At 83.3% G+C, this 503-nt stretch carries 1 protein-coding gene; it reads left to right on the forward strand.

Annotation, left to right across the window (positions count from 1 at the left end):
- Positions 1–503 (forward strand): ATP-binding protein (locus tag NWP10_RS12315; RefSeq protein ID WP_309137733.1); only part of this gene is annotated, 503 nt, incomplete at both ends.

Raw genomic sequence — 503 nt, forward strand, 5'->3', positions numbered from 1 at the left:
CTCGTGCCCCGCGTGGCCGTGCGCGGGGCGGGGGCGGGGCCCGGGGCCGCCGCCCGCCGGGCCCGTCGGGGAGCGTTCGCCGACGCCGCCCGAGAGGCCGGCGCGGGCGTGGTGCTCACCGCCCACACCGCCGACGACCAGGCCGAGCAGGTGCTCCTCGGCCTGGCCCGGGGCTCCGGGACCCGCTCGCTCGCGGGCATCCCCGCCGCGGGCGCGCTGCCGGGAGGGGCGGCCCTCGCCCGACCGCTGCTCGGGCTGACCCGCGCCGACGCCGAGGCGATCTGCCGCTGGGCCGGCGTGCGGTGGTGGGAGGACCCCCACAACGCCGACCCCGCGCTGCTGCGCTCGCGGGTCCGCACCCGCGTGCTGCCCGCGCTCGAGGACCTCGCCGACGGGCTCGGGCCGGGGGTGCGCGAGGGGCTCGTGCGCACGGCCGCGATCGCCGCGGAGGACGCCGCGGCGCTGGAGCAGTGGGCCGCCCGCGCGCTCGCGGAGTGCCGGGC

It is taken from the genome of Micrococcus sp. HG099, assembly GCF_024723355.1.
In the GTDB taxonomy this organism is placed as follows: domain Bacteria; phylum Actinomycetota; class Actinomycetes; order Actinomycetales; family Micrococcaceae; genus Micrococcus; species Micrococcus endophyticus.